At 60.1% G+C, this 24,457-nt stretch carries 23 protein-coding genes and 1 pseudogene; 17 read left to right on the forward strand and 7 right to left on the reverse strand.

The features are described 5' to 3' along the window. Positions 1-2: 2 nt before the first annotated feature. From ERD78_RS06630 to guaB, 7 genes are all read left to right on the forward strand, one after another. Positions 3-1,352, forward strand: coding sequence for a dihydrolipoamide acetyltransferase family protein (locus ERD78_RS06630; RefSeq protein WP_129968509.1), 1,350 nt, complete (start codon positions 3-5; stop codon positions 1,350-1,352). Positions 1,353-1,354: 2 nt separating this feature from the next. Beyond that, on the forward strand, positions 1,355-2,785 hold the full coding sequence (lpdA, locus tag ERD78_RS06635) for a dihydrolipoyl dehydrogenase (protein WP_129968510.1): 1,431 nt from the start codon (positions 1,355-1,357) through the stop codon (positions 2,783-2,785). Positions 2,786-2,902: 117 nt separating this feature from the next. Then, the gene (locus tag ERD78_RS06640) at positions 2,903-3,856 is read left to right on the forward strand and encodes an alpha/beta fold hydrolase (protein WP_245152405.1); all 954 of its coding nucleotides are present in this window, start codon (positions 2,903-2,905) and stop codon (positions 3,854-3,856) included. Between the two features lie 51 nt (positions 3,857-3,907). After that, positions 3,908-4,738 carry a 3',5'-nucleoside bisphosphate phosphatase gene (locus tag ERD78_RS06645; RefSeq protein WP_129968511.1) on the forward strand — a complete coding sequence of 277 codons (831 nt, stop codon included), beginning with the start codon at positions 3,908-3,910 and terminating at the stop codon, positions 4,736-4,738. Between the two features lie 46 nt (positions 4,739-4,784). After that, positions 4,785-5,345 (forward strand): transcription elongation factor GreB, encoded by a 561-nt coding sequence (greB, locus tag ERD78_RS06650; protein ID WP_129968512.1) that lies wholly within the window; start codon positions 4,785-4,787, stop codon positions 5,343-5,345. Between the two features lie 89 nt (positions 5,346-5,434). Continuing rightward, positions 5,435-9,559, forward strand: a complete 4,125-nt coding sequence (gene purL, locus ERD78_RS06655) for a phosphoribosylformylglycinamidine synthase (protein ID WP_129968513.1) — start codon at positions 5,435-5,437, stop codon at positions 9,557-9,559. 65 nt (positions 9,560-9,624) lie between these two features. Further along, positions 9,625-11,085 carry an IMP dehydrogenase gene (guaB, locus tag ERD78_RS06660; protein WP_129968514.1) on the forward strand — a complete coding sequence of 487 codons (1,461 nt, stop codon included), beginning with the start codon at positions 9,625-9,627 and terminating at the stop codon, positions 11,083-11,085. A gap of 62 nt (positions 11,086-11,147) precedes the next feature. On the opposite strand, the gene ERD78_RS06665 is transcribed toward guaB, so the two are convergent. Both ERD78_RS06665 and ERD78_RS06670 read right to left on the reverse strand, forming a co-directional pair. Next, a complete protein-coding gene (locus ERD78_RS06665; protein ID WP_129968515.1) occupies positions 11,148-11,900 on the reverse strand; it encodes an alpha/beta fold hydrolase in 753 nt (250 codons plus the stop codon). Positions 11,901-11,902: 2 nt separating this feature from the next. Continuing rightward, positions 11,903-13,228 (reverse strand): YbfB/YjiJ family MFS transporter, encoded by a 1,326-nt coding sequence (locus ERD78_RS06670; RefSeq protein ID WP_167668870.1) that lies wholly within the window; start codon positions 13,226-13,228, stop codon positions 11,903-11,905. A 155-nt stretch (positions 13,229-13,383) separates the two neighbouring features. Here ERD78_RS06670 and guaA point away from each other — a divergent pair, with 155 nt between their 5' ends. Next, complete coding sequence (gene guaA, locus ERD78_RS06675) at positions 13,384-14,973, forward strand: glutamine-hydrolyzing GMP synthase (RefSeq protein ID WP_129968517.1); 1,590 nt, start codon at positions 13,384-13,386, stop codon at positions 14,971-14,973. Positions 14,974-15,130: 157 nt separating this feature from the next. Here the strand turns inward: guaA and ERD78_RS06680 are convergent, their stop codons facing one another. Further along, the gene (locus tag ERD78_RS06680) at positions 15,131-15,385 is read right to left on the reverse strand and encodes a VapC50 family PIN domain-containing toxin (protein WP_245152370.1); all 255 of its coding nucleotides are present in this window, start codon (positions 15,383-15,385) and stop codon (positions 15,131-15,133) included. 67 nt (positions 15,386-15,452) lie between these two features. After that, on the reverse strand, positions 15,453-15,920 hold the full coding sequence (locus tag ERD78_RS06685) for a helix-turn-helix domain-containing protein (RefSeq protein WP_129968518.1): 468 nt from the start codon (positions 15,918-15,920) through the stop codon (positions 15,453-15,455). A gap of 900 nt (positions 15,921-16,820) precedes the next feature. On the opposite strand from ERD78_RS06685, the gene ERD78_RS06695 reads away from it, so the two are divergent. The 5 genes and pseudogenes from ERD78_RS06695 (at position 16,821) to ERD78_RS19890 (ending at position 18,682) form a co-directional block, all read left to right on the forward strand. Further along, on the forward strand, positions 16,821-17,201 hold the full coding sequence (locus ERD78_RS06695) for a hypothetical protein (RefSeq protein ID WP_129968519.1): 381 nt from the start codon (positions 16,821-16,823) through the stop codon (positions 17,199-17,201). A gap of 97 nt (positions 17,202-17,298) precedes the next feature. Continuing rightward, positions 17,299-17,412: pseudogene (locus ERD78_RS19995) on the forward strand (DUF2274 domain-containing protein); the annotation flags it as partial. A gap of 94 nt (positions 17,413-17,506) precedes the next feature. Continuing rightward, on the forward strand, positions 17,507-18,244 hold the full coding sequence (locus ERD78_RS06705) for a type IV toxin-antitoxin system AbiEi family antitoxin (protein ID WP_129968521.1): 738 nt from the start codon (positions 17,507-17,509) through the stop codon (positions 18,242-18,244). 115 nt (positions 18,245-18,359) lie between these two features. Next, positions 18,360-18,554, forward strand: coding sequence for a P-loop NTPase fold protein (locus ERD78_RS20000; protein ID WP_245152406.1), 195 nt, complete (start codon positions 18,360-18,362; stop codon positions 18,552-18,554). After that, positions 18,551-18,682, forward strand: coding sequence for a hypothetical protein (locus tag ERD78_RS19890; RefSeq protein ID WP_342365338.1), 132 nt, complete (start codon positions 18,551-18,553; stop codon positions 18,680-18,682). Before ERD78_RS20000 ends, ERD78_RS19890 begins: the two co-directional genes overlap by 4 nt. A 201-nt stretch (positions 18,683-18,883) precedes the next feature. Here ERD78_RS19890 and ERD78_RS06720 read toward each other — a convergent pair whose 3' ends face one another. Further along, positions 18,884-19,834: an alpha/beta hydrolase gene (locus tag ERD78_RS06720; RefSeq protein ID WP_129968522.1), complete on the reverse strand. Its 951-nt coding sequence runs from the start codon at positions 19,832-19,834 to the stop codon at positions 18,884-18,886. 151 nt (positions 19,835-19,985) lie between these two features. Between ERD78_RS06720 and ERD78_RS06725 the strand changes: the two genes are divergently transcribed. The 4 genes from ERD78_RS06725 to ERD78_RS06745 all read left to right on the forward strand — a co-directional run bounded on the left by ERD78_RS06725 (position 19,986) and on the right by ERD78_RS06745 (position 22,681). Continuing rightward, the gene (locus ERD78_RS06725; protein WP_129968523.1) at positions 19,986-20,627 is read left to right on the forward strand and encodes a TetR/AcrR family transcriptional regulator; all 642 of its coding nucleotides are present in this window, start codon (positions 19,986-19,988) and stop codon (positions 20,625-20,627) included. 272 nt (positions 20,628-20,899) lie between these two features. Next, positions 20,900-21,187 carry a hypothetical protein gene (locus ERD78_RS06735; protein WP_129968524.1) on the forward strand — a complete coding sequence of 96 codons (288 nt, stop codon included), beginning with the start codon at positions 20,900-20,902 and terminating at the stop codon, positions 21,185-21,187. Beyond that, positions 21,184-21,612, forward strand: coding sequence for a hypothetical protein (locus ERD78_RS06740; RefSeq protein ID WP_129968525.1), 429 nt, complete (start codon positions 21,184-21,186; stop codon positions 21,610-21,612). Before ERD78_RS06735 ends, ERD78_RS06740 begins: the two co-directional genes overlap by 4 nt. 166 nt (positions 21,613-21,778) lie before the next feature. After that, positions 21,779-22,681, forward strand: a complete 903-nt coding sequence (locus ERD78_RS06745; protein ID WP_129968526.1) for an NAD(P)/FAD-dependent oxidoreductase — start codon at positions 21,779-21,781, stop codon at positions 22,679-22,681. A 7-nt stretch (positions 22,682-22,688) separates the two neighbouring features. Here ERD78_RS06745 and ERD78_RS06750 read toward each other — a convergent pair whose 3' ends face one another. Both ERD78_RS06750 and ERD78_RS06755 read right to left on the reverse strand, forming a co-directional pair. Further along, positions 22,689-23,180, reverse strand: coding sequence for an Rrf2 family transcriptional regulator (locus tag ERD78_RS06750; RefSeq protein ID WP_129968527.1), 492 nt, complete (start codon positions 23,178-23,180; stop codon positions 22,689-22,691). A gap of 218 nt (positions 23,181-23,398) precedes the next feature. Next, entirely contained in the window at positions 23,399-24,379 is a 981-nt protein-coding gene (locus ERD78_RS06755; RefSeq protein ID WP_129968528.1) for a Bug family tripartite tricarboxylate transporter substrate binding protein, read from the reverse strand. Positions 24,380-24,457 lie beyond the last annotated feature (78 nt).

Consider the following 24,457-nt stretch of genomic DNA (forward strand, 5'->3'; position numbering starts at 1 on the left):
CCATGGGCGTGCATATCATCAAGATGCCTGACATCGGGGAAGGGATTGCCGAGGTCGAGCTGGTCGAATGGCATGTCAAGCCGGGCGATGTCGTCGCGGAAGACCAGGTCCTGGCCGACGTCATGACGGATAAGGCGACGGTGCAGGTGCCTTCGCCGGTCGACGGCAAAGTGCTGACGCTTGGCGGCGAGGTGGGCGAGATCATGGCCGTGGGCGCCGAACTCATCCACCTGGAGGTGGAAGGCGAAGGCAATGCGCACCATGCCAAAGCCCGTGCGCAGCGTGCGGACGCACCAAAGCAGGATGACGCAACAGTGCGCGAGGCGCAGCCGACGGCGCGGGCTGCCGATGCCGATGCCGATACCGGTACGCCATCGTCGGCGGCCGTGCAGGCCACGACTGACGCGGAGCGTGAGCAGGATCGCGATGGCGCGGCGCGCACGGCAACCCCAGCCGGGCCGGCGCGTCCCAACGGCGGCAGGCCGCTTGCATCGCCTGCCGTGCGCAAGCGGGCATGGGAGATGGGCGTGGAGCTGCAGTTCGTGCCAGGCACCGGACCGGCGGGTCAGATCACCCATATCGACCTGGATCGTTATCTGGAGCGCAGCGCGAAGGGCAGTCCGGTTGCCGGCGGCATGGCGTATGCGCGGCGTGACGGCGAGGAGCAGATCAAAGTCATAGGATTGCGCCGGAAAATTGCCGAGAAGATGCAGGAATCCAAGCGGCGCATTCCCCATTTCAGCTATGTGGAGGAAGTGGATGTCACAGAGGTGGAGACCTTGCGTGCGCGCCTCAATGAACAATGGGGCGCCGAGCGTGGCAAGCTGACGCTTCTGCCTTTTCTTGCGCGCGCCATGGTGCTTGCACTGCGGGAATTCCCGCAAGTGAACGCGCGCTACGATGATGAGGCCGGCGTGATCACCCGTTATGGCGCCGTGCACATGGGCATTGCGGCACAGACGCAGTCGGGGCTGATGGTGCCGGTGCTGCAGCATGCGGAAACCTTGGATCTATGGGCCGCGGGTGCGGAAATTTCACGACTTGCCGAGGCCGTGCGCCAGGGCAAGGCGGCTCGGGACGAGCTGTCGGGGTCAACGATTACCTTGAGCAGCCTGGGTGCGCTGGGCGGCATCGTTTCCACGCCGGTTATCAATTACCCGGAGGTGGCCATCATCGGCGTCAACCGCATTGTGGAGCGACCCATGATAGTGGGTGGGGCGGTCGTTGCGCGCAAGATGATGAACCTGTCCTCGTCCTTTGATCACAGAGTGGTCGACGGTATGGATGCCGCCCAGTTCGTGCAGCGCATACGCAACTGCCTCGAATGCCCGGCCCTGTTGTTCGTGGAGTGAGCATGGTCATGCAAAGTACGACATTATTGATTATCGGCGGCGGACCCGGAGGGTATGTGGCGGCCATTCGCGCCGGACAATTGGGTATACCCACCACGCTGGTCGAGGCCGGCGAGGTCGGCGGCACTTGCTTGAACATCGGCTGCATTCCCTCCAAGGCATTGATTCATGCCGCGGAGCAATTCCATGACGCGGCTGGTCATGCGGGCCGTTCGCTGCTGGGTATCGAGGCTGCCGCTCCCACCATCGACATCGGCAAGACAGTGGCCTGGAAGAACGGCATCGTCAAGCGCTTGACGGGCGGCGTGGCGGCGCTCCTGAAAAAGAACGGCGTGCAGGTGCTGCGTGGCAGGGCGCACATCCTCGACGGCAAAACAGTGGAAGTGCACATGGCGCCGGTGGGCGAGGCCGACGGTGAGCCGGTAAAGGGGCGGGGCAGGACTCTGCGCATCGGATGCGATCATCTTTTGCTGGCAACCGGATCCGAGCCGGTGGAGCTGCCTTTCCTGCCCTTCGACGGCAAAGTGATTTCATCCACGGAAGCGCTATCCCCGTCTGCGCTGCCCGCGTCCCTGGCTGTCGTGGGTGCCGGGTACATCGGCCTGGAGCTTGGCGTCGCTTATCGAAAGCTGGGCGTGGCCGTCACTGTTATCGAGGCGCAGGACCGCATCCTGCCCGCCTACGATGCAGAGCTGGTCAAGCCCGTGGCGAAGTCGCTCAAGGATCTGGGCATCGAAGTGCGTCTCAGTTGCGCAGTGGAAGGCCTGTCCGCCGACGGCGGGTTGCTGGTTCGCGGCAAAGACGCGACACAGGAAACGCTTGATGTGGATCAGGTGCTTGTGGCAGTTGGCCGGCGCCCGCGCATACAGGGCTACGGACTGGAGTCTCTGGCGCTGGAGATGCATGGCAAGGCTGTGCGGGTGGATGACCAGTGCCGGACCGCAATGAACAAGGTATGGGCCATCGGCGATCTGACCGGCGAACCCATGCTCGCGCATCGCGCCATGGCCCAGGGGGAGATGGTGGCCGAGATTATTGCGGGCCACGCGCGGCGCTTCGTGCCGGCGTCCATTCCGGCAGTGTGCTTTACCGATCCAGAGGTCGTGGTGGCGGGGCTGTCTCCGCAGGAGGCTGCGGAACAGGGGATGGACTGTGTTGCCGCCCAGTTCCCATTCTCCGCCAACGGCCGGGCCATGACCTTGGCGTCGTCCAGCGGCTTTGTGCGTGTTGTGGCGCGCCGCGACAATCATCTCATTCTCGGATGGCAGGCCGTGGGCCGCAATGTGTCCGAGCTCGCCGCCGCGTTCTCGCAGTCGCTGGAGATGGGAGCGAGGCTGGAGGATGTGGCTGGCACGATACATGCCCATCCGTCCTTGGGAGAGGCGATACAGGAGGCGGCACTGCGCGCGCTGGGCCATGCGCTGCATATTTAGCCCGCGGTCAGCCACGCAGCATATACTTGGCCTTTCATTGTCCTTGCACAGTTCTCCATGACCGACATCACCGCAACCTCTCTGGCCGCTGGCTCCTCCTCGCCCGAGCCCGGGCGCATGAACCATGTCCGCAACAGCGAAGCCGGTGGCGCAAGCGAACCCCGGCTGGACCATGTCATGTGCGCAAGCCCGGCCGGCACGCACCGCATGGCTTACTGGGAATGGGGAGATGCCGACAATCCTCGCGTATTGTTGTGTGTGCATGGGCTTACGCGCACGGGACGCGACTTCGACGCGCTGGCCCGGCGACTGGCTGGCTCGTATCGCGTAGTATGCCCCGATGTGGTTGGCCGGGGCCGTTCCGACTGGCTGGTAAACCCTGCCGGTTATGTGGTGCCGCAATATGTGTCCGACATGTTGACGCTGATAGCGCGCCTGAGGCCGGCCACGCTCGACTGGGTGGGCACGTCCATGGGCGGCCTGATCGGCATGGGGCTGGCCGGTGCATTGGCCATGTCCGCGGCGGCTCGGCCTGCTCGCGGCGATGCGGGCCTGCCGCCCGACGATACGCTGGTCCTGGGCAAGATGGTGCTGAACGATATTGGTCCCGCGCTCAATGGGCCGGGGCTGTCGCGCATCGGTGAATATGTGGGCCAGCCCATGGCTTTTGAGCGCTTTGAACAGGCTGTGGATTATGTCCGCACGATTTCGGCGGGGTTTGGTCCACATGACGATGCGGGATGGGCCGAGCTTACCAGACATGTGTTTGTTCGCCAGGCAGGCCAGTGGGTCAAGCATTACGATCTGCGCATAGCGGAACCGCTGGCGGCGCAAACGGATGCCGTGCTGCTGGCTTCCGAGCGTATTCTCTGGGCTGCCTATGAAAGCATCCATGCTCCATTGTTGATTCTGCGCGGCGAGCTGTCCGATTTGCTTACGGCTGATGCGGCGGCGGAGATGTTGCGACGCAACCCGGGTGCAAGTCTGCATAATGTGGCTGGCGTGGGCCACGCGCCTACGCTGCGCACAGACAAGGAGATTGCGCCTGTTGTCCGTTTCTTGCTTGGCTGATAGGCGGTACACTGAATTGGCCTATACGGGCATTGCGCGCGGGGAGTTCATGTGAAGGCCGATCTGCATTGTCATTCAACCATGTCCGACGGCGTGCTGCCTCCAGCAGAGGTGGCACGGCGCGCGCATGCTAACGGCGTGGTTTTGTGGGCACTGACTGATCATGACGAACTGATGGGCCAGCCTGCCGCCCGGGAGGCTGCGTCGGCACTCGGCATGCGGTATGTCAGCGGGGTTGAGATATCCGTGACGTGGTGCGGACGCACGCTGCACGTCGTGGGGCTGCATCTGGATGAATGCGACGACGCGCTGGCGGCCGGGCTGGCTGCCATGCGGGACGATAGAGGCATCCGTGCCCGCAGAATGGCCGATAGGCTTGAAGCGCTGGGTATTCCGGATACGTTCGAGGGCGCTTTGGCGTTTGCGGGAAATCCATCGCTGGTCAGCCGAACGCATTTTGCCCGGTTTCTGGTGCAGCGCGGTGATTGCAGCACCATGCAGGAGGTCTTTGACCGCTACCTGGCTGACGGCAAGCCAGGCTATGTGCCCACGCAATGGGCCAGCCTGGAAGCGGCCATTGGATGGATCAAAGGCGCCGGCGGACGTGCCGTCATTGCGCACCCGGGACGCTATCACTATACGCCCGCGCAGTTTGATGCGCTGTTCGAGGTCTTCAAGGATCTGGGAGGCGAGGCCATTGAGGTTGTCACCGGCAGCCACGCGCCCGTGCAGTATGTCGAGTACGCCAGGGTCGCCAAACGCTACGGTTTTCTGGCATCCTGTGGCTCCGATTTTCATAGCCCGAGTGAAGGCAAAATGGATCTGGGCGGATTGCCACCCCTGCCGGCAGGGTTGACCCCCGTCTGGCACGATTGGATATGATGACGCCGCCGGCGGGCGGTTTCGATGTTTTGTATTGTCGACAAATATGAACAAGGCTTTTGTAAAGGAATCCGACAACGACGATGACGATGACCAGTTGCCTGAGTCCATCGCGTTGCCGGCTGGCACCAAAAACTATATGACCCGCCAGGGCTATGACAGATTGCGCGCCGAGCTGGCGCATCTGATGAATGTCGAGCGCCCCGAGGTCGTGCAGGTCGTATCGTGGGCTGCTTCCAATGGCGATCGGTCCGAGAACGGCGATTATCTGTATGGCAAGAAACGCTTGCGCGAAATCGACAGGCGCATGCGGTTTCTGACCAAGCGGCTGGAGCGTGCCGAGGTGGTCGATCCCGCGGCGCAACCCAATCGCGACCAAGTATTCTTTGGCGCCACAGTCGTGTATTCGGACAAAGCGGGCGAAACGTTCCGCGTGACCATTGTCGGCGTGGATGAAGCCGAGCCGCTGCAAGGGCGGATCAGCTGGATTTCGCCGGTTGCGCGCGCGCTGCTCAAGGCGCGCGAGGGGGATACCGTGACGTTGCGCACGCCCGCGGGCATGGATGAACTGGATATCCTGGAAGTCATTTACCCACCGGCTTCATAGCAGCCCTGGCCGTCCGACGATGGATGCCGGCAAACAGGTAAAATGACGCAAGACATCTCCTTTTGCCTTTCCTCTTGCCTGCGTCTGCCGTGACTTCCATCCAGTATTTTCCCGGTTCTTCCGTTCTTTCCCCATTCCGCCGCGAGCGTCTGTTGCAGCGGTTCGAGGCCCTGGGCTTGCCCGTGGGTGACATCTGCGCCCATTACGAGCACTACGTCTGGATGGAAGCCGATCTGTCCCAGGACGCGTTGGCGCGCCTGGGTCAGTTGCTGGACTATGGTACGGGTGGCGGCGCCGTTGAGCCTAAGGCGGGAAAGCACACCCTGGTATTGCGCGTCGTGCCAAGGCTAGGCACGGTATCGCCCTGGGCAAGCAAGGCGACCGACATCGCCCACAACTGCGGCTTCGAGGGGGTGCGGCGCATCGAGCGCGGCATTCGCTATCACATCACACCTGCGCGCGGCCTGCTGGGTGCGCGCACGCTGGATGAAGGCCATCTGGCGGCCATTGCCGGCTGTCTGCATGACCGCATGACCGAATCTGTGGTGGATGCATCCTTCGATGGACAGGCGCTGTTCGCCTCGTTGCCGGGCAAGCCCATCCAGACGGTGGATGTCATGGGGAAAGGCCGCGGCGCGCTGGATGCGGCCAACCAAGAACTGGGGTTGGCATTGTCGGACGACGAAGTTCAATACCTGCAGGAAGCATTCAGCCAACTTGGCCGCAACCCCACCGATGTGGAGTTGATGATGTTCGCGCAAGCCAATAGCGAACACTGCCGTCACAAGATTTTCAATGCGAGCTGGGTGATAGACGGGCAACCGCAACAAGAAACCCTGTTCGGCATGATACGCGCAACGCACGCTGCGCAGCCCGAAGGGACCGTGGTGGCTTACTCCGATAACGCCGCCATCATGCAGGGCGGAGAAGCCACGGTGTTTCACGCTGGCAAGCCCGGCGCAGAATCGGTTTATGCACGTCATGCTGCCACCATGCACACCCTGATGAAAGTGGAAACCCACAACCATCCCACCGCCATTGCGCCGTTTCCAGGCGCGGCCACCGGGGCGGGCGGCGAGATACGGGACGAGGGGGCGACAGGGCGTGGTTCGAAGCCCAAGGCAGGCCTGACTGGTTTTACGGTGTCCAACCTGCGCTTCAAGAATGCGATCGAACCCTGGGAAGCCGACGATTACGGTATTCCGGATCGCATTGCAACGCCGCTGGATATCATGATTGAAGGCCCGATAGGCGGAGCAGCCTTCAACAACGAATTCGGGCGCCCCAATCTGTTGGGCTATTTCCGCACGTACGAGCAGGAGTCCGGCGATGTGCGCTGGGGCTATCACAAGCCCATCATGATAGCGGGCGGCCTGGGCGCCATCGACAGCAGGCTGACGCACAAGGATCCCATCCCGCCAGGCGCCTTGCTGGTCCAGTTGGGCGGGCCGGGAATGCGCATTGGCATGGGAGGAGGCGCTGCGTCCAGCATGAGCGCGGGTGCCAATAGCGCGCAGCTGGATTTCGATTCAGTGCAGCGCGACAACCCCGAGCTGGAAAGGCGCGCCCAGGAAGTCATAGACCGATGCTGGCAGCAAGGCGAGCAGAATCCTATTCTGGCGATACACGACGTGGGGGCGGGCGGCCTGTCCAATGCCTTTCCAGAATTGGTGAACGATGCAGGCCGGGGTGCGGTATTCGAGTTGCAGCGAGTTCATGTCGAAGAGTCAGGCCTGTCCGCCGCGGAGATATGGAGCAACGAGTCGCAGGAGCGCTATGTCCTGGCCATTTTGCCGCGGGATCTGGCGCGCTTCGATCAAATCGCCAGGCGGGAACGATGCCCCTATGCTGTCGTGGGCGTGGCCACCGAAGAAAGACAACTGAGGGTTACCTTCGGGGAAGGCTTGCCTGAGGAGGTTGAGGTATTGCTGGCTGGGCAGGGCCTGGCGCAGGATGCGCACGGACAAGCTTCGGCGACTGATGCTCAGGCGCACGATCCGGCGTACTGTCTACCGCGGCCTGTGGACGTGCCAGTGGATGTCATTTTGAGCAAGCCCCCGCGCATGACCCGAGAAGTGACCCGCACCGCATTCACGCATCAGCCCATCGATGTCGTGGGGATAGACCTGGCCGAAGCCATCCATCGCGTGTTGCGTCATCCCACGGTTGCAAGCAAGACTTTTCTTATCACCATCGGCGACCGCACGGTGGGCGGGCTCAGCAGCCGCGACCAGATGGTTGGCCCATGGCAGGTGCCTGTTGCCGACTGCGCAGTGACACTGTCCGACTATGAAGGCGTGCGCGGTGAAGCCATGGCAATGGGCGAGCGCACGCCGCTGGCCGTGCTGGATGCGCCCGCGTCTGGCCGCATGGCGGTTGCCGAGGCATTGACCAACCTCGTGGCGGCGGATATCCGATCGCTCAAGGACGTCAAGCTGTCGGCCAACTGGATGGCCGCCTGCGGCGCCCATGGCCAGGATGCCGCGCTCTACGATACGGTGGCAGCCGTCAGCGACTGGTGCAGACAGCTTGATCTGTCCATACCTGTGGGCAAGGATTCGCTGTCCATGCGCACGCGATGGGAGGAGTCGGGTCAGTCACGACAGGTCCTGGCGCCGGTTTCGCTTGTCGTCACGGCTTTTGCGCCGGTTGGCGACGTGCGCAAGACGCTCACCCCCCAATTGCGCACCGATGCGGGCGACACCGTGCTGATTCTCATCGACCTGGGACAGGGCAGGCATCGCCTGGGTGGCTCCGTACTGGCGCAGGCATTCGGCCAGGTGGGCAGGCTGGCACCCGATATCGATGACGCGGCGCTGCTCAAGGCATTTGTGCAGACCATTCGTCAGCTCGCATCGGAGGACGCCATCCTGGCTTATCACGACCGTTCTGACGGCGGGCTGCTGGCCACATTATGCGAAATGGCTTTTGCCGGACATGTCGGCGTATCCGTCAGTGTCGACATGCTGACCATCGATCCGCATACGGCCGATGCCGGCGATTACAAGATTCGCCCCGAGCAGGTGGCCGTGCAGCGCGAAGAGGCGACACTCGAGGCCTTGTTTGCCGAGGAGGTGGGCGCGGTTATACAGGTGCGCCGCAGCCAGCGCGATGCAGTGCTGCAGGCATTGCGCGCGGCCGGGCTGTCGGCCTGCTCGCATGTCCTGGGTGCGCCCAATACCAGCGACGAAATCCAGGTCTATCGCGACGGCAAGTGTGTCTATCAGGCCGCGCGCGCTGATCTCGGCCGTCAATGGGCGGAAGTGTCGCGCCGCATCATGGCGCTGCGGGACAATCCGGCCTGCGCGCAGGCCGAGTTTGATGTCTGGCTGGAAAAAAATGATCCCGGCCTGCGCCCATTGGTGGCGTTCGATCCCCAAGAAGATGTGGCCGCGCCATATATTGCCGGTGGCGCGCGTCCGCGCGTGGCGGTGTTGCGCGAGCAGGGCTGCAATAGCCAGGTGGAGATGGCCTGGGCGTTCGATACCGCTGGCTTTGAGGCCGTCGATGTGCACATGACTGATCTGCTTGCGGGCAGGGCAAGCATGGCGGATGTCCAGGGCTTTGTGGCTGTGGGTGGATTCAGCTATGGCGACGTGCTGGGCGCGGGGGAAGGCTGGGCACGCACGATACGCTATAACGCCTTGTTGTCGGATCAGTTCGCCGCGTTTTTTGACCGTCCTGATGTATTTGCTCTGGGCGTGTGCAATGGCTGCCAGATGATGGCGGCGCTGGCCGGCATGATCCCCGGGGCGGATCACTGGCCTCGCTTTACGCGCAACCAGTCAGAAAAGTACGAAGCGCGCTTTTCGCTGGTGGAGATTCCCGAATCGCCGTCGCTATTCATGCAGGGCATGGCGGGCACGCATGTGCCTGTGGCCGTGGCGCACGGCGAAGGCTATGCGAATTTCGCGGCGCAAGGCGATGCGAGGCAGGTTGCCGGCGCGCTGTATTATCTGGACCATCATGGCGCGCGGACCGAACAGTATCCATACAACCCCAATGGCAGCCCGGGAGGGCTGGCGGGGGTCACGACGGCCGACGGCCGCTTCACGGTGATGATGCCGCATCCCGAGCGCGTAACGCGCAATGTCATGATGTCCTGGGCGCCGGAGCGATGGGGCGACCGGGACACCGGTGGAGCGACGAGCCCGCATGGTGGGTTCAGCCCCTGGCTGCGGATGTTCCGAAACGCAAGAGTCTGGATCGGTTAGGCCAGCGCTTCTAGGTAGATACCCTTGCATAGCGTATAATCTCGCTTTGCACGGAGCTAGTCTTTATGCGTCTCATCAAAAAAGCGCTTACGTTCGACGACGTATTGTTGGTGCCAGCGTACTCCGAAGTCCTGCCGCGCGACACCTCTCTTGCCACTCGCCTTACCCGGGGCATCACGCTGAATATCCCGCTGGTATCCGCGGCCATGGATACAGTTACGGAATCGCGCCTGGCCATCGCCATGGCCCAGGAAGGCGGCATCGGCATTATCCATAAAAACCTCAGCGCCGACGATCAGGCGCGCGAGGCGGCACGGGTAAAGCGCCACGAGTTCGGCATAGTGATCGATCCGGTCACGGTTACGCCAACCATGAAAGTCCGCGACGCTATCGACCTTCAGCGTCAGCATGGCTTCTCGGGGCTGCCTGTGGTCGAAGGCGGCAAGCTGGTTGGCATCGTCACCAACCGTGACCTGCGCTTCGAAGAACGTCTCGATGTGCCGTTGCGCGACATCATGACGCCGCAAGACCGGCTCATCACAATGAAGGAAGGGGCTACCCTGGATGAAGCCCAGGCGCTCATGCACAAGCACAGGCTTGAGCGCGTGCTTATCGTCAACGACCAGTTCCAACTGCGCGGGCTGGCCACAGTAAAAGACATCGTCAAAAATACAGAGCATCCTTTTGCCAGCAAAGACAGCCAGGGACAGTTGCGCGTGGGTGCAGCGGTCGGCGTGGGCGATGGCACTGAAGAGCGCGTCGAAAAGCTGGCCAATGCCGGTGTCGACGTCATTGTGGTGGACACGGCGCACGGGCATTCCGCGGGCGTTATCGAAAGAGTGCGCTGGGTCAAGAAAAACTATCCCAATATCCAGGTCATCGGCGGCAATATCGCCACGGCTCAGGCAGCCAAGGATCTTGTCGATGCGGGAGCCGATTGCGTCAAGGTGGGTATTGGGCCTGGATCCATCTGCACCACGCGCATCGTGGCCGGTGTCGGGGTGCCCCAGATCACTGCCATTGCCGACGTGGCCAAGGCACTGAAGGGCACCGATGTACCGCTTATCGCGGATGGCGGCATTCGTTATTCGGGCGATGTCGCCAAGGCGCTCGCCGCGGGTGCTTATGCCTGCATGATGGGCGGCATGTTCGCGGGCACCGAAGAATCCCCGGGCGAGGTCGTTCTATTCCAAGGCCGTTCTTACAAATCCTATCGCGGCATGGGCAGCCTTGGCGCCATGGCGGATGGCTCGGCCGACCGCTATTTCCAGGACCCCGCCAACAATGTCGACAAGCTGGTTCCGGAAGGCATAGAGGGTCGCGTTGCCTACAAGGGCAGTGTCATTGCCATCATCTATCAGTTGGTGGGCGGCATCCGGGCGTCCATGGGCTACTGTGGGTGCGCCTCCATTGAAGACATGCGCAACAAGGCCGAGTTCGTGGAAATCACGGCTGCTGGCGTGCGTGAGTCCCACGTGCACGATGTGCAGATCACCAAGGAAGCACCCAATTACCGGGCCGATTGATCGCACCCTTAGTCCGGGCTGTGTAGGCGGGCCAGTCCTGTTTCCAGGCGCTGGCCCGATTCTTATTCTGCCTCCGATGCGATATGCAGCAAGGTGTTGGCCAACAACGTGGGCGCCGTCACCATTGCGCAATGGCTGGCGGCGAGGGGCAGCCTGATCCAGTCGGTGTTCTCCTGCGCCCAGGCGTCGCTTTCCGCCACTGCCGCGAAAGCGGGCTCCGTGCAGTGCAGATAATGCGCGGGAATGCCGTTGCCGTGCGGGTTCGAGAGCGTTACCGCTTCAACATAGCTGCGGAAGGGCTGCGGCGTGAGTCGGTCCAGAACAAATGCGACGTCGTCCGGTTCGATGATATTAAGACTTTTGGGGCGAGGTGGCGGCAGCACCGGCACCGTACCGCCTGCTTCGTCAACCGCTGCCTTCAATCTGTCCTGATTCTCCTCGGACAGCGTGTCCATGGTGCTGACACCACTTTCCAGAATAAACGCATCCAGGTATACCAGATGCTTTAACCGCTCGGGTATGCGATCGGCCACACCGCTAATAATCACACCGGCAAAGCTGTGGCCTACCAGAATGACCTCATGCAGGTCTTCCCAGACAATTTGGTTAATGACATCCTGAATGAATGTCGAGGGTCCGATTTCATTGTTCAACAGATGGCTGCGTTCTCCCATCCCGGTACAGGTGGGCGTAAACACTGCATGGCCGGCCTGCCGGAGAAGCGGTGCGACGCGAGACCAGCACCATCCACCATTCCAGGCGCCATGGACAAGCACGAAGGCTGGTGGGTTACGTGAAGATGTAGGCAAAGACATGTTCAGGATCCGTGAGAAAAGGGGAGTGCGGCCCGCTGCGCGGACAGCGCGGCATCCAGCGGACGCAACAACAGCAGGCCGCCCAGCAGCAGGATGACAAAGCCCAGTATCAGGGCTCCGTCCAGGCTGATATCCATCCACTGATGCAGCATGGCGAATACGACGGGGCCTGCCAACTGGCCGGCGGCAAAGGCCGCCGTGATGGCTGCGGTAAGTTTCTGCGGATTGCGTCCGCCCAGCGCATTGGACTCCTGCATCCCCGTCATGGTGATGATCATGAAGGTGCCGCCCACGCAAAGTGAGGCAAGCACAATTGCGGCAATGCTGGACCACAGCGCGGGAAGCAGCACGCCGATCGCCATGACCAGTTGCGAGACAAGCCATATCTTGCGACGAGCATAGCGTTGTGCAAGGCGGCTCGTAAGCAGGGTGGAAAGAGCGGCGGCAGCACCGAAGAGAGGCCAAGCCAGACCAAAGATGGCAGGGTCGGTAACCAGTTCGCGCGCCTGGGCGGGCAGAAATGTGGCGGGCAGAATATAGCCAAACCCAAAAGTGCCGTAAGCGAGTATGAACCGCCAATAGAACCACACGCTTCCCGTGTATCCAGAGGCAGGCTTGGCTTCCGGCTCTGGCTCTGGCTCTAGCTTTCCAGCCGGACCTCGCTGCAGGGAGGGTTCTGGCATGTTCTCTGTGGGGTTGGCGTCACTGGCTGGCTTGGATACGGCCGCTGGCCAGGGTTTCGCTTTGCTTGTGCGATCGCGCCACAGGACGCTTGCTATGGCTGTTCCGGCCAGGGCGGACAGCGCCAGGATGAGCCAGGCGCTTGATGATGATATGTGCAACAGGCTCATGAACAGGCACAGCAGGCCCGCAATGGCGATGCCTGCGCCAACGCCCGCAAAGATGATGCCCGCCTTGTGCGGCTGGCCCATGTCCGCAAGGCGCTTCAGGCAGAGACTAGCGGTGCCTACCAGTACCATTGCGCTGGTGAGGCCGGCCAGAAAGCGCCATATGAGCCATGCGAACCATTCCGCGCCGATGCCCATCAGCGCGGTACTGGTCACGACAAGAAAAAGGCCAATGCGCAGCTGTGTGGCGGCGCGCCACGGCAACAGCCCGGCAACGATTGCACCTATGAAATAGCCCAGGTAATTGGCACTGGCCAGCCAGCCTCCCTGTGCCAGCGAAAGACCGGCATCCTGTTGCATCATGGGAAGCAAAGGGGTGAAGGCGAAACGCCCGATGCCCATGGCCACAGCCAGCGCGGCAAAGCCCGCCAGCGCAAGCACTGCGGCAGATGGGCGGGAGAGCCCGTTGGATGATTGCATATAGACTCCTTGACACCCCATACTTTAGCCGCCGCGATGCAATCCCCGCAACGCCCGAGCACTTCGATTCGCAGGCCGGCCGTGCCAGCGAAATCGGCGCCGATACGGTACATTAACGCCTTGGATTTCTTTTTCCGACTCTTATCCTTCCTGCCATGCATCAGCGCATTCTTATTCTTGACTACGGCTCACAGGTCACCCAACTCATCGCGCGTCGCGTCCGTGACGCCGGTGTGTTTTGTGAAATTCATCCCGGCGACGTAAACGACGATTTCATCGCCTCCCAGCGCGAGGGGCTGAAGGGCATTATTTTGTCAGGCAGCCACGCTTCGGCCTATGCGGAAGAATCCGTCAAGGTACCCGGTGCAGTCTTCCAGGCCGGCGTCCCGGTGCTGGGCATATGCTACGGCATGCAGTCCATGGCCTCACAGTTGGGCGGCAAAGTCGAGTGGTCCGATCATCGGGAATTCGGTTATGCAGAAGTGCGCGCGCATGGGCACACCCGGCTGCTCGACGGCTTACAGGATTTTTCCACGCCCGAAGGCTACGGTATGCTCAAGGTATGGATGAGCCACGGCGACAAGGTCACTGCGCTGCCTCCTGGCTTCCGGTTGATGGCGTCTACGCCATCCTGCCCTATTGCTGGCATGGCCGATGAGGAGCGCGGTTTTTATGCCGTGCAGTTCCATCCTGAAGTAACCCACACCGTACAGGGCGAAGCCATGCTCGCACGCTTCGTCACGGAAATCTGCGGTTGCACGCGCGACTGGAACATGCCTGACTATGTCGAAGAGGCGGTCAACGCCATTCGCGATCAGGTGGGCAGCGATGAGGTCATTCTTGGCCTGTCAGGCGGCGTCGATTCCTCCGTGGCTGCGGCGCTTATTCACAAGGCGATCGGTGACCAACTCACCTGCGTATTCGTCGACCACGGCCTGTTGCGCCTGGACGAGGCGAAGCAGGTCATGAGCACTTTTGCGGATCATTTCGGCATCAAGGTCATTCATGTAGATGCCACCGATGCTTTCATGAGCAAGCTGACAGGCGTAGCCGACCCCGAGGCCAAGCGCAAGATCATAGGCCGGGAGTTCGTCGAGGTTTTTCAGACCGAGGCGGGCAAGCTTACCAACGCACGCTGGCTGGCGCAGGGCACTATCTACCCCGATGTCATCGAATCGGCGGGTGCCAAGACCGGCAAAGCGGTTGCCATCAAGTCCCATCACAACGTCGGAGGTTTGCCCGAGACGCTTAACTTGAAACTGCTCGAGCCTTTGCGTGAACTATTCAAGGACGAAGTACGCAAGTTGGGCGTTGCGCTTGGACTGCCGCCCGCCATGGTATATCGTCATCCGTTTCCTGGCCCTGGTCTGGGCGTGCGCATCCTGGGCGAAGTCAAGAAAGAGTACGCCGATCTTCTGCGCCGCGCCGATGCGATTTTCATTGACGAGCTGCGCAACACCGTCGATCACAACAGCGGTAAAAGCTGGTACGACCTCACCTCCCAGGCATTTACCGTCTTCCTGCCCGTCAAGTCGGTTGGCGTCATGGGCGACGGCCGCACCTACGACTATGTCGTGGCCTTGCGCGCCGTGCAGACCTCCGATTTCATGACGGCGGATTGGGCCGAGCTGCCGTACTCGTTGCTGAAAAAAGTCTCATCTCGCATCATCAACGAGGTGCGCGGCATCAACCGGGTCACTTACGATGTATCGAGCAAGCCGCCTGCGACGATTGAGTGGGAGTGAGGGGGTTTCTTAACTAATTGATTTAATTAGATAAAATAAATGTCATTGATGGTGCTTTTTGCATTATCAATGGCATTTTTCATGGTATGTGAAGAGCGTGCTATGGGAAAAACACCGGTACCATGTTGGGGTACGTAATCCCAACATGGTATCGAGATTAGAGAATGGAACGATAGGTCGCTAAGGCTTTGGTCGTCTGAACCAATCCTTGCCGAAATAGGATCTCCAGATAGCGATCGACATCAATAGGCGGGTTCTTGAGTTGTGCCCGCTGACGCTGCGCAGCGGCTACCACCGCCGCTGCATCAAGATCGAAGAGATTCTCCACAAACTCGTCGGGATGTTGGGACTCTACTCCGTAGGAGGCGAGCACGTCCGCTGGAAAGTCCCGCTGGTTGAAGGTCACGATCACGCTGGCACTGCAGCGGATGCGGGATAGAGAACGCAGGCGTCAAAGATGGCAGTAAAAGGGGAGTGCCTCATTCATACCCCATGCCTGATTCTTGAGCTTGGCGGGCGAGTTCGGCCATGGCCTCCTCGCTAGCGCGGTCGCGTGCATCCTTGTACTGCATCAGGTCCGCAAACCTCACCCGGCGATGCTTCCCCGTTCGATGGAACGGCAGCACGCCATCCTCCAGTAGCTTGACCAAGTGGGGGCGGGAAACGTTGAGCGTGTCTGCGGCTTCTTGGGTTGTCAGCTCTGCATGGACGGGCACGACTTTCACGGCATTGCCATCGGCTAACTCAGCCAGGATATCGACGAGCAAACGCAGCGCGGAGGTGGGCAACTCCACCTGATGGGCCTGGTTCCGGTCATCGAAGATCTGGATGTGTTGTGTTTCAAAGCGAGTTGCCAGGTAGGCCGCCAAAGCGCGTTGACCTTGCACGGCTGCCTGCACTTCCCGTTCGGCGGGCAGCGCCATCTTGGCCTGTGTGATGGTGGTCATGGCTAATTCCTGGACTATGTAGCAATCCCAGGTTTTAATTTATTCGAAATAAACGACAATCGCAATAAACGAAAAGAAGCTGAGCGATGAATGAGTCAGATGGTTATGGCCTAGCTGAGTGGAGTAAGCTTTTCCGACTCAATGGACGTCTGCAGGGGGCAGTCGATGCCGCTGCTCACCTGAGTCACCGGTGAGCAGGCCGATTGGTTCACCATGGTGTTTTGCGTGGTATCGGCTGATGTGTATATTTTAATTGTTTGATTTAAGACAGATTTTTCTTCTTATTGATGACTGAGTTGGAGTGATCCCACGTCTGGCACTTGATGGCATAAAAAGCCGCTAAGCCCGCATAATTGCGGGCTTTTTTGGTGCGCCCAGCATGGGCGCACTCCTGCGGGTGCAAGTCCCGCCATAAGTTGATCACAGCGAATGAAGCGAAGCGCAACTGCGTGATGGCGACCGAGCGTGGGGAGGAAGCGTGGAGCATAAACTGCGAGCCGATGGACAAGAACCGGATAGAAGGCGTTGCCAAGCAGGGCGAGTGGGCCAAAAACCACGAAGCTCTCGTGATCAAGACGAGGTGGCGTAAATCCGGCGGTTGTGCAGTGAAGGAGTGCGTTCTTACCTGGGGAACCCTCGCCTTGATCCTGAAAGGGTAACGGCGTCGAGCCGGAGCGAGGACTCAGCAGAGGTCATAGTAGTCGTAGTAGTGGAGCCGGTGAGGCTGTAAGCGAAGTGACGAAGGACCGAACGAGAACTGACGCGCCGCTCGGGTGGACGCAGTATGCAACAGGTGGTGAGCAAACTGCGTTCCTATCTCCCGGCGCATCACGGCAATTGGTGACATGGGTCAGCCCCTCCTTTGAAAGTGGGAAACTGCGTCGACGATCTCATTTCCGTGTGCTTCCTGCCCAGCACACCTTCAACCCCAAAGCGCACTTCGACGATGAAGAAGCCAGTCGGTGGCGCGCCGTGCAGGAAAGTGCCGAGCATCGCCGGGCGAAGGAACTTGTCGCAGCGGAACTATCCCGGCGTTTGAGTGCCGGACTCGCAATGCCGTGGGCATTCAAGGATGCAGATGCTTCCGAATACCCGCTGGAAGGTAATTTGTTGCTTGGCGCCGACGATGTGGCAACCGAACATTCCCTGGAGACGCCATTCGGCAGCAAATTCCGGCTCGACGTTGCAGTGCTCGGGCCGCCGGTACAGGTAGAGCCGATGGTGCTGGGTGGCGTTGAAATTGAACTCGGTCACGCCTTCGATGGGCGCAGCAGGTCTTGACCGCGACCACCCGGAGCCACGAGAAGGGGCGTCGGCAAACCTACATCTACCTCCACGATCTGCTGTACCCCTCTCTATGTGCAACTGCCGGCATTTCTCGACAGCGATCCCGTACATGCTGGAGGCGTTCATGGCGGGGGATCGAGGATTCAGGAAAGGCAGGGGGGAGGGCGCCGGCCCGTCACCCGATGTAATTGGGTTGAAAGGGTAAAATTTTGAAAATATTTCAATTATCGTATTCAAACTACGAATATTTCTTCTGTATCAAATTGACCTTGGACTGGAAAGAGTGTAGAAATCGTAGTATGGCTACGACTAATCCAAGTAAGCTAAATAAGCTCTACACCCGGCTGGCACCGGGAACGCCGCTGACCTCAGAGGATCTGGCGGCGCTGGGCATCTCCGCCGACCTGGCCGTTCACTACGTCCGGGCGGGTTGGCTCACGCGCCTGGCGCGCGGCGTGTACTGCCGTCCAAACGATGCTCCGACGCTCCATCCCAGCCTGTTGTTGTTGCAGCGCCGATTCGAGGGGCTGCATGTCGGCGGCAAGTCGGCGCTGGACTGGTATGGCGTGCGGCAGTACGTGTCGCAGCAGCCAGTGCTGCATCTGTATGGCTGGACGGCAGGGCGCTTGCCGGAATGGTTCACTGAGCGCTTCGCTGCGGAGTACCACCGCAAGCGTCTGTTTGATGAGCAGCCGAGCGCTCTATTGCACGTCGGCCCATTCGAGAGGCGCAGCGGGGCGCCGCAGGTATCGGCGCCGGAGCGTGCATTGCTGGAACTGTTGAGCGAGGTCGGTGTGCATCAGACTTTGCAGGAAGCACGCGAACTCGTTGAGAGCGCCTACAGCCTGCGTGCTGACGCGCTGCGTGAACTGCTGCAACGCTGCACGAGCGTGAAGACTGTGCGCTTGTGCCTGCAACTCGGCCGAGAGGCCGCACTGCCTTGGGTGGCCAAGCTCGACCCGGCCACGCTGCCGACGGGCAGCCATCGGCCTTGGGTGTCTCGCTCGGCCGATGGCCTTTTGGTGCTCAAGCCATGAATCAGACCTATCTTGATACCGCGCGCCTGCTGACGCAGATCGCGCCGCTGGTGTTCGTGGACGACACCTTTGCGTTGAAGGGCAGCCTCGGCGTTTCCTGGTTGTAATTGACGACATTGATCGGCTCTCGCCAGATGAGGCATTGCTGATTTTCCGGTTGGTAAAGTCGGTAGGTCGCTTGCCGAATGTCATGTACCTGTTGGTGTATGACCGACAACAGGCTGAGAAGATTGTCAGTGAGGCGTTAGGGCGGCGCAGAACGGTCGTACATTGCAAGCCGAGATGTGCGAAATATTGGCTACCGCCGTGAAACCGGAAGGCCGGGTAAAGCTGGGCGACCTGCTGGCAGACATCGGGCGCAAGGTGACATTAACTGACGAAGAAATGGCGGTTTTTGACCGTGACCGTTCACCAGCCTGCGCAGCGAGTTTTGAATGATTTTGCTGGATACAAACGTTATATCGGAGCAGTTTCGAGCCGTACCCGATGAAACGGTGATTGACTGGTTGAATCGTCAGCCGCTGGATCTGGAGAGCATGCGTCGAAATTGGCGCCGAGACCATGATCGGATGGGTGGTATCAGGCATGATATCTCAGGACTCCCGCATAACTGCGTCGAATGATTGCATGGTTGCACTGTCACGCTTGCTCCGCGAGATTGAACGCACGCTTCAACGAGCTACCTGCAAGCTCGAATAAACGACGAGCGCTGGGCGTTACGCCCAGCATATGGATGCAGGCATGCACCATCCCCTGCAGACGATGACTCTCCGTGGCGATACCCGCTTCAGCGAGGCGGCGTGCATAGGCCTCACCTTCATCACGGAGCGGGTCGTATTCGCAAACGATGATGGTGGCGGCAGGAAGGTTTGACAGGCTTGTTGCTCTTAGTGGGGACGCCCAAGGCGAGTCACCATCCGCCTTGTCATTCAGATAGGCGGACCAGCAGGATTCCATTGCGCTGCGAGTCAGGAAGTAGCCCGTGGCAAACTCGTGGTAGGACGTTGACGACATTGCCGCATCCAATGGCGGATACAGCAGCAGTTGGTGCGCAATGGCTGGGCCTCTCGCGTCATCCCGCGCACGCAAGGCCGCCGCCGCAGCCAGGTTGCCACCCGAGCTATCACCGCCCGCCACTAAGCGAGAGCGGTCGACCCCCAGTTCATCCGCATGATTTGCGACCCAGCACAAGGCCGTGTAGTAGTCGTTTAACGGAACAGGAAACTTGTTTTCGGGGGCCAGTCGATAGTCGACCGAGAGGACGACACAGCCGGTGGCGTGAGCCAATGCCATGCAGGGGTTGTTGTACAGATCGAGTGAGCATCGACACCAACCCCCGCCATGTGCGTAGACAATGGCCGGCAGGGGGGCAGGGTGCGCCGTCACCGGGGTATAGGCGCGAACTCGAATCGGATGGTTATCGTTGCTTAGCACGGTATGCGTCCGGATGTCAGCGCAGGGTTCCAGCGGGCCATGCAAGCGTCGCAACTGCATTTCGCCGGCGGCGCGCAAGGCATCCAGTGAAGCGACGGCTCCATCCGCTGGAGGTAGTTTGGCGAGGAAGTCGGCGATGCGTGGGTCAAGTGCCATGTTCAGTTCCTTGGTTCAAGGTGAAAGGAATGCGCTGATGGATATTTAGAAGGTGGATTTTGCGACATGTTATGCTCCGTAGATTGCACTGTATTGTGCAGTGAATGTGCACTGTACAGTGCAGTGCAATTTGTGTCAATAGGAGTCGAGTTTGAAGAAGACCGTCGCCCCCAGCCCTGTGCTGCGTGTTCCACCTACTCAAGAGGCGGTCCTCGAGGCCGCCGTCGCGTCTTTCCTCACGCGCGGCTACAACGGGACAAGCATCGATCTGGTTGCACGCGACGCGGGCGTCGCCCGCAGGACGATCTACAATCAATTCAAGAGTAAGGAAGCCTTATTCGAGGCGGCAGTGCGGCAGGTCTGGCACGACTTTCCTGTACTGGCAATCACTCAGGACGCTGCGGCGTTGTCCGATCCCGCACATGGGCTGAAGCTGGTCGGACAAGCTGTGGCCGACTTCTGGGCGCCGCCGGAGACCATCGCTTTGTTGCGCATGGTCATTGCGGAGGGGGCGGTCTTCCCAGACCTGGCTCAACGCTTCATGGCTGCGGGTAAAGAGCCCGCAATGAAGGCTTTGGTGGCATATCTTGATGCATGTGTTCACCGAGGTACATTGACTTTCGATGATCCGGTGCGTGCTGCCAAACAGTTTCTGGGTTTGATCAACGAACCCTTGTTATGGCTGCGTGTCGTCGGCGCCGACGCAAGAGTGCCTAGTCCAACTGAGCGCAAACGAGTGGTGCAGGAGGCGGTTTCCGTGTTCCTGAGTGCGTACGCAAGACCTCCGCAGTAATAGAGAACGGATCTATCCTGGATCCGGTGGCCTCTTTAGCGGGCATGTACGGCGGCAAGTTGGTGGCGGCAACTTCATAATGGCGCCGACCGAGGTGCCTGGTTCGACGATCGCCCAGTTGCATGACTCTTGCGGCAACATCATCCAGATAACCCAGTTGGCGCGTTGGTAGCATGCGCGGCGCCGACAAGGAGAAGGATGACGGATTGATTATTCGGCTTGACGTTAAGGGTAGATATGGATATCTTATTGATATCCATAAGGGGTTCCGCATGACAGCCCGTACTACCATCAATCAGATTGCCTTTCGCTACCGCTCGGTCGATAGCACCACTGGCGTGACACGTGAAACTGCCAAACGTTTGGCCGAATATCTCGGTGTCGACGAAACGCAGGCAATCCACCGTGCGTTGCATGAGCTGGCTATTCGCGTGTTGCCTCAATATGAGGCGGACGATGGTCCGCTGACTCCCGGGCAGGTTCGCCAGATCAAGAAGCGGGTTCCCCAGGGAGAGAAGCGGTCGGTGAAGTCGAGCCTGTTCGATACGGAAAAGGCGTGATCCCTCAATGGTGGGGGGAGCCCACTGCGGGCGAGATCGTCTGGTGCCATTTTCCGGATGGCATTCATCCTCGGCCGAAGCCCCGGCCCGCATTGATCTTGGTCGTGTTTGATGACGATGCACCACAGTTCACGGTCCGAGTCGCCTACGGTACCAGTCAGCGCGCCACGACCTTATACCAAGGTGAATTCGCGATATTGAAGGATCGCAATCAGGCGGCCTATGCGGCTGCCGGGTTGAGCTACGATACTAAGTTCAATCTCAAGCAGGCCCTAGACCTGCCATATAGTACGGAATGGTTTTCAGTGCCGCCCGCTGCACCTCACGGACAGACACCCAAGCTGGGTATGCTGCATCCTTCTCTGGTACGTGCCGTCCAAGCGGCGTATAACGCGGCCGTCGGAGGAACCGGCGCTTTGGCGTGATGCTCCCAAGCGCAGGCGTATGGGGCAGTAACTTGCCGCGACCGTGCACGGTGTTGGAGTGCATTGGGAGGCTGGAAAATCTGTGGTCTGTACTTGCCCAGTACGGCGACTTGACGGAAAGCGGAGATTCATGTAATTTCAAATAGTACGTAACTTGGAGTGTTACATGAATTCTGACGTCATCATCATTGGCGGGAGTTTTGCGGGTCAGTCCGCAGCCCTGCAACTGGCTCGTGCTCGGCGCAAAGTGCTACTAATCGATGCCGGTCAGCCACGCAATCGTTTTGCGAAGGCGGCTCACGGGTTCCTCGGGCAGGATGGTCAAACGCCGTCGGACATCTTGGCCAATGCCGGGCGGCAGCTCGGTGCGTATCCAACGGTACGACGTCACGAGGAGCGAGCCATTGATGTCGCTGTAGTCGATGACAGCGTTCGCGTCAGGCTCTTTGATGGCCATGAGGCGGTTGGCAAATATCTCATCTTGGCGACGGGGGTCAGGGACGTGCTTCCAGAACTGCCTGGCCTTCGGGATCGCTGGGGTGTGAGTGTTCTACATTGCCCGTACTGCCATGGCTACGAATTGAACAAACGCCCCGTGGGTGTGCTTGCGCGTAACGAGTTGGCCATACATCAAGCCATGCTGGTGTCGGATTGGGGATCAACGACGCTATTCACGCAAGGTGTCTTAGTTCCGACGTCGGACCAGATGACCATGCTCGCGACACGCGGCGTCACCGTTGAGCAGACTCCTGTCGTCGAACTCCTTGGCACGAGCCCGCAGCTTGAAGCGGTCCGCTTGGCGGATTACAGAACGGTACCTCTATCTGGACTTTTCGTCGCACCGCAAACATCGCTCAGCAGTGATCTACCTGAGAAACTGGGGTGCGCTTTCGAGAACGGGCCAATGGGCCCGTACGTCTCGGTCGATGCTCAGCAGCGGACTTCGGTGCCTCATGTCTTCGCGGCGGGAGATATTGCGAGTCCTATGGCAAACATTGCCTTCGCCGTAGCTGCAGGTGCTATGGCGGCCGTTGGTGTCCATCAGACGCTCATCTTTGGCGACAAGTGAGTTGGTTCTAATGCGAGTGCCTCACGCTTTTACTTTGTTGTTTTGAGTGGAGCGAGGTATTTATACCTCGGCATTCGGATTGACAAATGGCATCAAACTCGTTTGCCAAGTCTGCCAAACTAATGGCGCTCAGTTTTCCTATTATGAGTGCCTCAGCCTGAGAAAGCACGTCTCCTAAAGCTGTATTGACCACCCGTGCGACACCGCAAGACGGATTACCATTCTCGTGGCCGATAGCAAAGAGCTTCGGCCCTCCGACAGCGTTGTGAACATCTAGAAGTGTAACTTCCTTCAGATCACAGGCTATTGTCCAGCCGCCACCGTGTCCTTTTTCGGAGCGCACATAACCCGCCCGACGCAGGCCAGCCATCGTCCGCCGCACCACGACGGGGTTGGTATCGAGCATCTTGGCGATCTGCTCTGACGTGAACGGCTGATTGCGTCGCCCCATGTGAAGCAGCACATGGAGCATACGGGATAGCCGACTGTCATTTCTCATTGCACGAGACCTCAATGCGTAGCGTACCAATGTCGGATGGTTATGCGATCTGTCGCTGACCTAACGCGACATGACACATTATAAGTTGCGAGATTCCTCTGTCGCAACCGCCCAGCACTTGACCCGCCGGCTTGGCCTTAGGGCTGCCCTCTCGGGCGGCGTAGCATGCCGCGCTATCAAGACTCCTCCGGGTTGGGCGCGGCTGGCGGGCTTTTGCCTCACTGGCCTTTGATTCCCGCCTTTTTGATGACATCGCCCCATTTGCTCATCTCCGCCGAGATGAATTTCTGGAATTCGGCGGCGCTGCCCGGATGCGGTTCCATTCCTTGCGCCAGCAGAGTCTTCTTCATGTCGGGATCACGCAGCGCACCATTGATCTCGGTGTCCAGGCGGGCCACGATGGCGTCGGGAACGCCGGCTGGCGCGATGAAACCATACCACCCTGCGGCGACCACATTGGGAAGACCCTGGCTTTGCAAGGTGGTCGCTTGCGGATAGATTTCGCTTTGCGACTGGGAGGCGACACCGATGACCCGTAACTTGCCACTCTTGATATGCGGCAGCGCGGCCGTGATGGCAGTAAGGGTGGCGTCGACGCGGCCCGCCAGCAGATCGGTGTAGGCCGCCACATCGCCCCGGTACTGAACCGCCAGGCCTTTCACGCCTGCATCCCTGAGCAATAGCTCTTCGGCCAGATGGGGAAGCGAGCCATAACCCGGGGAACCGAAGGTCAGACCGTTGGTTTGGGATTTCCCGTAGGCTATCAAGTCTTGCGCCGTCTTTATCGGTGTGTCTGCATTCACGACAAGAAAAAGCGGAACCGTGGCGACCATGGCGATGGGACGCAGATCTTTCCTGGGATCGTAGCCCAGCTTGCCGTAGAGCGCCTCCAGCGTGGAGTAAGGTGCTGCTGCATACAGGATTGTATAGCCATCGGGTTGCGCATTCGCCACGTAGGTGTTGCCCACCCGCGTGCCGGCGCCTGTCTTGTTTTCAACGACGAACGGCTGTCCGAGCCGGCGCGCCAGGTAGTCTCCGATAAGCCGCGCCGAGATGTCGTTAGGGCCCCCCGCGCCGTACGGCGAGACGATCTTCACTGCACGGGCCGGCCATTCACCCTGTGCAAAGACACGTGGCACGGCACCGGCACAAAGGCTGGCTGCGGCAGCACGCAGCAGTGTCCGTCGATTCATTTTCATGTTTGTCTCCTGGGCGTTCGAATAGTAGGTGAAAAGCCGGCGCGGCATTTGCGGAAGCGGCTCGGCAAGCCTTCAAGA

It is taken from the genome of Allopusillimonas soli (assembly GCF_004153445.1).
GTDB lineage: Bacteria > Pseudomonadota > Gammaproteobacteria > Burkholderiales > Burkholderiaceae_B > Allopusillimonas > Allopusillimonas soli.

Coding starts and splice junctions, on each gene's coding strand:
- ERD78_RS06705 (WP_129968521.1), top strand. CDS start 17,507: ATGGCTACGACTAATCCAAGTAAGCTAAATAAGCTCTACACCCGGCTG.
- ERD78_RS06745 (WP_129968526.1), top strand. CDS start 21,779: ATGAATTCTGACGTCATCATCATTGGCGGGAGTTTTGCGGGTCAGTCC.
- ERD78_RS06670 (WP_167668870.1), bottom strand. CDS start 13,228: ATGCAATCATCCAACGGGCTCTCCCGCCCATCTGCCGCAGTGCTTGCG.
- ERD78_RS06630 (WP_129968509.1), top strand. CDS start 3: ATGGGCGTGCATATCATCAAGATGCCTGACATCGGGGAAGGGATTGCC.
- greB (WP_129968512.1), top strand. CDS start 4,785: ATGAACAAGGCTTTTGTAAAGGAATCCGACAACGACGATGACGATGAC.
- ERD78_RS06750 (WP_129968527.1), bottom strand. CDS start 23,180: ATGAGAAATGACAGTCGGCTATCCCGTATGCTCCATGTGCTGCTTCAC.
- guaB (WP_129968514.1), top strand. CDS start 9,625: ATGCGTCTCATCAAAAAAGCGCTTACGTTCGACGACGTATTGTTGGTG.
- ERD78_RS06640 (WP_245152405.1), top strand. CDS start 2,903: ATGAACCATGTCCGCAACAGCGAAGCCGGTGGCGCAAGCGAACCCCGG.
- ERD78_RS06685 (WP_129968518.1), bottom strand. CDS start 15,920: ATGACCACCATCACACAGGCCAAGATGGCGCTGCCCGCCGAACGGGAA.
- guaA (WP_129968517.1), top strand. CDS start 13,384: ATGCATCAGCGCATTCTTATTCTTGACTACGGCTCACAGGTCACCCAA.
- ERD78_RS06665 (WP_129968515.1), bottom strand. CDS start 11,900: ATGTCTTTGCCTACATCTTCACGTAACCCACCAGCCTTCGTGCTTGTC.
- ERD78_RS06720 (WP_129968522.1), bottom strand. CDS start 19,834: ATGGCACTTGACCCACGCATCGCCGACTTCCTCGCCAAACTACCTCCA.
- lpdA (WP_129968510.1), top strand. CDS start 1,355: ATGGTCATGCAAAGTACGACATTATTGATTATCGGCGGCGGACCCGGA.
- ERD78_RS06755 (WP_129968528.1), bottom strand. CDS start 24,379: ATGAAAATGAATCGACGGACACTGCTGCGTGCTGCCGCAGCCAGCCTT.
- ERD78_RS06735 (WP_129968524.1), top strand. CDS start 20,900: ATGACAGCCCGTACTACCATCAATCAGATTGCCTTTCGCTACCGCTCG.